The sequence below is a fragment of the Streptomyces sp. NPDC045899 genome, assembly GCF_056431485.1.
Genome location: NZ_JBWKKP010000056.1, coordinates 1 through 6,534 on the forward strand (window position 1 = coordinate 1; position 6,534 = coordinate 6,534).

2 protein-coding genes are annotated in these 6,534 nt (G+C 72.2%); both read right to left on the minus strand.

Annotation, left to right across the window (positions count from 1 at the left end):
* The coding region (locus AC07FT_RS36190; RefSeq protein WP_479180411.1) for a type I polyketide synthase at window positions 1-2,437 on the minus strand (2,437 nt) is incomplete at its 3' end.
* Window positions 2,434-6,534 (minus strand): SDR family NAD(P)-dependent oxidoreductase (locus AC07FT_RS36195; protein WP_479180412.1); only part of this gene is annotated, 4,101 nt, incomplete at its 5' end. The genes AC07FT_RS36195 and AC07FT_RS36190, both read right to left, overlap by 4 nt.

The following is a 6,534-nucleotide window of genomic DNA, read 5'->3' on the forward strand; positions in this document are numbered from 1 at the left end:
CCCAGTACTCGGCATCAAAGGTGGTGACCAGCTCACCGGAGACATTCGAGACCACCGGGATACGGGGCTCGGCATAGGTCAGACGCTCCGCGACCATGCGGAACTCGGCCAGCATCGGCTCCATCCGCGGCGAATGGAACGCATGCGACACCCGAAGCCGAGTCGTCTTACGTCCCTCCCACCGCGGCAGTTGCAGCCACTCCTCCGCAGCATCCTCATCACCGGACACCACCACGGCCATCGGGCCATTGACCGCCGCGATCTCCAACCGGCCCTCAAAACCAGCCAGCGACTCGACGACCTCAGCCTCGGCGGCCTGAACCGCCACCATCGCACCACCCGAAGGCAACCCACCCATCAACCGACCACGCGCCACCACCAACTCAGCAGCATCCGCAAGAGACAACACACCCGCCACATGCGCAGCAGCGATCTCACCAACCGAATGCCCGATCAGGTAGTCAGCACGGATCCCCAGCGACTCGGCGAGACGGAACAGCGCCACCTCCACCGCGAACAACACCACCTGCGTGAACTCCGTCGAGTTCAACACCGCAGCCTCAGCGCCCAGCAGCTCCCGCACCGAACGACCCACACGCGGATCCAGCTCAGCACACACCTCAGACAACGCCCGGTCGAACACCGGGAACGCCCCGGCCAACTCCAGACCCATCCCCGAACGCTGCGAACCCTGCCCCGTGAACAAAAACGCCGACTTGCCCACGACACCGGACTCACCGGAGGCCACTCCGGTCAGCCGGGCGAGCAGTTCCTCACGGTCAGCGGCCACCACCACGGCACGCCGCTCCAGCAGCGCCCGCGAGGTGACCAGCGAGTGTGCGGTGTCCACCAGCGAGAGTTCCGGCCGGGAGAGCAGATGCGCACGCAACCGCTCCGCCTGGGCCCGCAGTGCCCCATCCGTCCGTCCGGAGAGGACCACGGGCAACGCGCCGGCGGGCCGGACCACCTCGACCGGTTCCGTCTCCTCGGAGGGCTCCTCGACCGGAGCCTCCTCCAGGATCAGATGCGCGTTGGTACCGCTCACACCGAACGACGACACACCCGCACGGCGCGGACGGCCCTCAACCCGCCAGTCACGGGCCTCGGTCAGCAGCTCGACACGGCCGGACTCCCAATCCACATGCGGCGACCGCTCATCCACGTGCAGCGTCGGCGGCAGCACACCGTGCCGCATCGCCATCACCATTTTGATCACACCCGCCACACCGGCCGCCGCCGACGTATGACCGATGTTGGACTTGATGGAGCCCAGCCACAGCGGATCGCCATCGCGATCGCGGCCATAGGTGGCCAGCAGGGCATGGGCCTCGATCGGGTCACCCAGCTTCGTACCCGTCCCGTGGCCCTCCACGGCGTCGACCTCGACCGGGCTGAGCCCGGCGCTGGCCAGAGCCTGGCGGATCACCCGCTCCTGCGACGGACCGTTCGGCGCCGTCAGACCGTTGCTCGCACCGTCCTGGTTCACCGCGCTGCCGCGGATCAGACCCAGGATGCGGCGGCCGTTGCGCTTCGCGTCCGACAGCCGCTCCAGCACCACCAGGCCGACGCCGTCGGAGAAGCCGGTGCCATCGGCCGACGCAGAGTACGCCTTGCAGCGCCCGTCACGGGCCAGCCCGCGCTGACGGCTGAACTCGACGAACAGGAACGGTCCGGCCAGCACCGTGACGCCGCCGGCGAGCGCGAGCGAGCACTCACCCGCGCGCAGCGCCTGCGCGGCCAGGTGCAGCGCCACCAGGGACGCGGAGCAGGCGGTGTCGATCGAGACCGCGGGTCCCTCCAGGCCGAGGCTGTAGGCGACCCGGCCGGACATCACACTGCTCTGGGTGCCGGTGACCCGGAACCCCTCCAGCTCGGGCAGAGTCGACGGGCCGTAGTCGGAGGAGACGGTGCCCGCGAACACACCGGTGTCGCTGCCCCGCAGGGTCGTCGGGTCGATGCCCGCGTCCTCCAGCGCCTCCCACGCCGTCTCCAGCGTCAGCCGCTGGGTCGGGTCCATGGCCAGCGCCTCGCGCGGGCTGATCCCGAAGAAGTCGGCGTCGAAGGTGGGGACGGTGTCGACGAACCCGCCTTCGGTGGCGTACGCGCTGCCCGGGCGCTCGGGGTCGGGGTCGTAGAGCCGCTCGAGGTCCCAGCCGCGGTCGGTGGGGAACGGGCCGATCGCGTCACGGCCCTGGGACACCAGCTCCCACAGCTCCTCCGGCGAGGCCACCCCGCCGGGGAAGCGGCAGCTCATGCCGACGATCGCGATCGGTTCCACATCGCGCTGCTCCAGCTCGCGCACCCGCCGGTTGGCCGTGCGCAGTTCGGAGGTCACCCGGCGCAGATAGCTGCGCAGCTTCTGCTCGTCGCTCATCGATCCGCCCGATCCACTCGATCCGTTCGATCCGCTCGCGCCGTCGTCTGTCTTGCCGGTCATGCGGATCCGAGCTCCTTGTCGATCAGGTCGAACATCTCGCTGTCGGAGACGAAGTCGAGGTCGTCTTCGAGGGTGTCTTCGGTGGTGTCGTGGCTGCCGCCGGTGGCGCCCAGCAGGGTCTTCAGCCGGTTGCTGAGCGAGCGCAGCCGCGGTTCCGCACCGGCCAGCTGCTGCTCCTGCTCGGACAGGGTGATCAGAACCGCCTCGAGCCGCTGGAGCTCCTCATCGAGCGGTGAGGGCCGCTGGGCCGCGGGGCCTCCGCCGACCTCACCGAGGATCAGCCGGGCCGCCTCGATCGGGGTGGGGTGGTCGAACACCAGCGTCGCGGGCAGGCGGATGCCCGCCACCTGGCTGAGCCGGTTGCGCACCTCGACCGCGGCGAGGGAGTCGAAGCCGAGCTCCTTGAAGGTGCGTTCGGGGTCGATGGACGCGGCCGAGGCATGGCCGAGCACGGAGGCGACCTGGGTGCGCACCAGGTCCACCACGACCTGCTCGCGGTCGGCCTCGGGCACTCCGGCGAGCCGCCGCTCCAGCGAGCGGGCGTTGTCGGCGCGGCGCGCGGGGGCGCGCACCAGGCCACGCAGCAGGGCGGGCAGCAGGCCGGCCCGGGCCTGGGCGCGCAGTGCGGCGGGGTCCAGCCGGACGGGGGCCAGCAGGGCGCTCTCGGAGTCGAGGGCCTGGTCGAAGAGTTCCAGGCCGAGTTCACCGGAGATGGCGCCGATACCGGTGCGCTCCATCCGGGCGAGGTCGGCCTCGTCCAGCTCTCCGGTCATCCCGGTGGAGTCGGACCACAGGCCCCATGCCAGGGAGAGGGTAGGCAGTCCGGCGGCACGGCGCTGTGCGGCGAGAGCGTCCACGGCGGCGTTGGCGGCGGCGTAGTTGGCCTGACCGGCGTTGCCGAGGAGCCCGGCGGCGGAGGAGAACAGCACGAACGCCGAGAGGTCCATGCGCGAGGTGAGCTCGTGCAGGTGCCACGCCGCGTCCAGCTTGGGCCGCATGACGTGGCGCAGCTGCTCGGGGGTCAGCGATTCGATGACGCCGTCGGCCAGCACACCGGCGGTGTGGATCACGGCGGTGAGCGGGCGGTCGAGCGCGTCGAGCAGACCGGCCACCTGCTCCCGGTCGGCCACGTCGCAGGCGGCCACACGAGCCCGCGCGCCGAGTGCCTCGAGTTCGGCGACCAGTTCGGCGGCGCCCTCGGCCTCCGGGCCGCGCCTGCTGACCAGCAGCAGGTGGCGGATGCCGTGGCGGGTGACGAGGTGCTTGGCGAACAGCGCGCCGAGACCGCCGGTGCCACCGGTGATCAGCACGGTGCGCTCGGGGTCCAGCGGCGCCGGAACGGTCAGCACGACCTTGCCGACGTTGCGGCCCTCGCGCAGGTACCGGAACGCCTCCTGGCCCCGGCGGACGTCCCAGGCGCGGATCGGCGAGGGCGACAGCATTCCGCGCTGGAAGAGGTCGGCGATGGCGACCAGCATCTCCTGCATGCGGTCCGGCCCCGCCTCCATGAGGTCGTAGGACCGGTAGCGGACACCGGCGCACTGGCGCGCGATGGCCTCCGGGTCGCGGATGTCGGTCTTGCCCATCTCGATGAAGCGACCGCCGCGCGGCAGCAGTTCGAGAGTGGCGTCGACGAACTCGCCCGCCAGGGAGTTCAGGACGACGTCCACACCCGAGCCGTCGGTGGCCTGGTGCAGCGCGTCGCGGAAGCCCAGCTCGCGGGAGTTGGCGATGCGCTCGGCCGGCACGCCCAGGGCGCGCACGGCGTGCCACTTGGCCGGGCTGGCCGTGGCGAAGACCTCGGCGCCGAAGTGGTGGGCCAGCTGGACGGCGGCCATGCCGACACCGCCGGCGGCGGCGTGCACCAGGATCCTCTCGCCCGCCTGGAGGTCGGCCAGGTCGACCAGACCGTAGTACGCGGTGAGGTAGACGACGGGGATCGCGGCCGCCTCGGCGAAGGTGAGGTGGTCCGGCATCGGCGCCACGGTCTTGCGGTCGGCGACGGCGACGGGGCCGAAGGCGTCCATCACCAGGCCGAACACCCGGTCACCGGGCTTGAGGTCGGTGACGCCGGAGCCGACTTCGAGCACCACGCCCGCGGCCTCACTGCCCAGCGGGGCTTCGCCGGGGTACATGCCGAGCGCGATGAGCACGTCGCGGAAGTTGAGCCCGGCGGCCCGGACGGAGACGCGGACCTCGCCGACGCCCAGTGCGCGGGTGCCGTCGGAAGGCAGGATCGTGAGGTTCTCCAGGGAGCCCTTCTCCGAGCTGCCCAGCCGCCATGCGTCACCGGAGGGCCCGGCGGCCGGGCGGGCCAGCCGGGGCGCCAGCAGGGCGCCGCCGCGCACGGCGAGCTGCGGTTCGTCGAGACCGGTCAGGGCGGTCCAGTCGGGCTGCTCGCCTTCGTCGGTGTCGACGAGGACGAAGCGGCCGGGGTGCTCGGTCTGGGCGCTGCGCAGCAGTCCCCAGGCCGGTGACTGGGCCAGATCCACGGACTCGGCGCCGACGGCGACCGCGCGCCGGGTCACCGCCACGAGGGTGGCCTCGCCCAGCCATTCGCTGGCCAGCCACCGCTGGGCCAGCGCGAGGCTGTGCTCGGCGACCTCGTGGACGGCCTGGGCGGCGTCGTCGGTGGCCGGGGTCCGGATCGCGGCGAGCACCAGGTCGGGGCCGGGGGCGCCGTCGGCGAGCGCGGCCTCCAGGGCGGGCAGGTCGGCGTAGCGCTCGCCCGGGGCGTCGAGGTCGCCGAGGACCACGACACGACCGGGTGAGGGGGTGCCGGTGACCGGCGCCCAGTCCAGTTGGAACAGCGCGTTCTGCTCACCGCGGGCGCCCGTCAGCTGCGCCGGGTCCACGGGACGTACGGCGAGGCTGTCGACGGCGGCGACCAGCTCGCCGTTCTCGTCGGCGATGTCGACGCGGAAGGCGGATTCGCCCGCGCCGCCGACGCGGACCCGCACCCGTGAGGTGGCGGGACGTCCGAAGCGCACTCCGGACCAGGAGAACGGCAGGTCGGGGGCGGAGCCGGGGTCCTTGTCGAGCATGCTGGGGTGCAGCGCCGCGTCGAACAGCGCCGGGTGGATGGCGAAGCCGTCGACGGCGGTGTCCTCCGGCAGGGCCACCTCGGCGTACACCTCGGAGCCGCTGCGCCATACGGTCTGTACGCCCTGGAACAGCGGGCCGTATTCGAGTCCGGCGTCGGCCAGTCGCTCGTAGAGGGCGTCGGCGGAGGACTCGACGGCCGCGACCGGCGGCCAGGCAGCCGGGAAGGGCGTGGTGACACCCGCTTCCGGGGCCAGCCAGCCGCGGGCGTGCCGGACGATCCGCCGTTCGCCGTCCTCTTCGGTCGCGGAGGTGGCGGTCTCGGACAGGGAGTGGAGGGCCACCTCACGGCGGCCGTCCTCGCCGGGCCTGCCGACGGTGACCCTGATGTGCCGGGCGGAGCTCTCCTCGAGGGTCAGCGGTGCCTCGAAGACCAGCTCGTCGAGGAGTTCACAGCCGAGGTGGCGGCCCGCGGCGAGGACAAGCTCGACGAGCGCGGCGCCTGGCACGATGACCGTGCCCAGCACCATGTGGTCGTTGACCCACGGCTGGGACTCGGTGGCGAAGCGGCCGGTGAACACCCACTCGTCACGGTCACCGACCTGCACGGCCGCCGCCAGGACCGGGTGGCGCATCCGGTCCTGTCCGGCCGCCACGGCGTCGCCGCCCTGCGCGGACGGGGTGAGCCAGAACCGCTCGCGCTGGAAGGCGTAGGTGGGCAGGTCCACGCGGTGCGCGTCCGTTCCGGCGTACACGGCCTGCCAGTCGACGCGGACACCCGCGACATGGGCCTGGCCGAGCGAGAGCAGGAAGCGGGGCAGTCCGCCCTCGTCACGGCGCAGGGAGCCGACGACGGCCACCCGGCCCGCCGCGTCCCGTGCCTCGACGGTCTCGTCGACCGCCATGGTGAGCACCGGGTGCGGCGACATCTCGACGAAGCAGCCCATGCCCTTGTCGATGAGGGCGCGGACGGCGGGTTCGAAGCCGACCTGGCCACGCAGATTCCGGTACCAGTACCCGGCATCCATGGTGCCGGTGTCCAGGAAACCACCCGT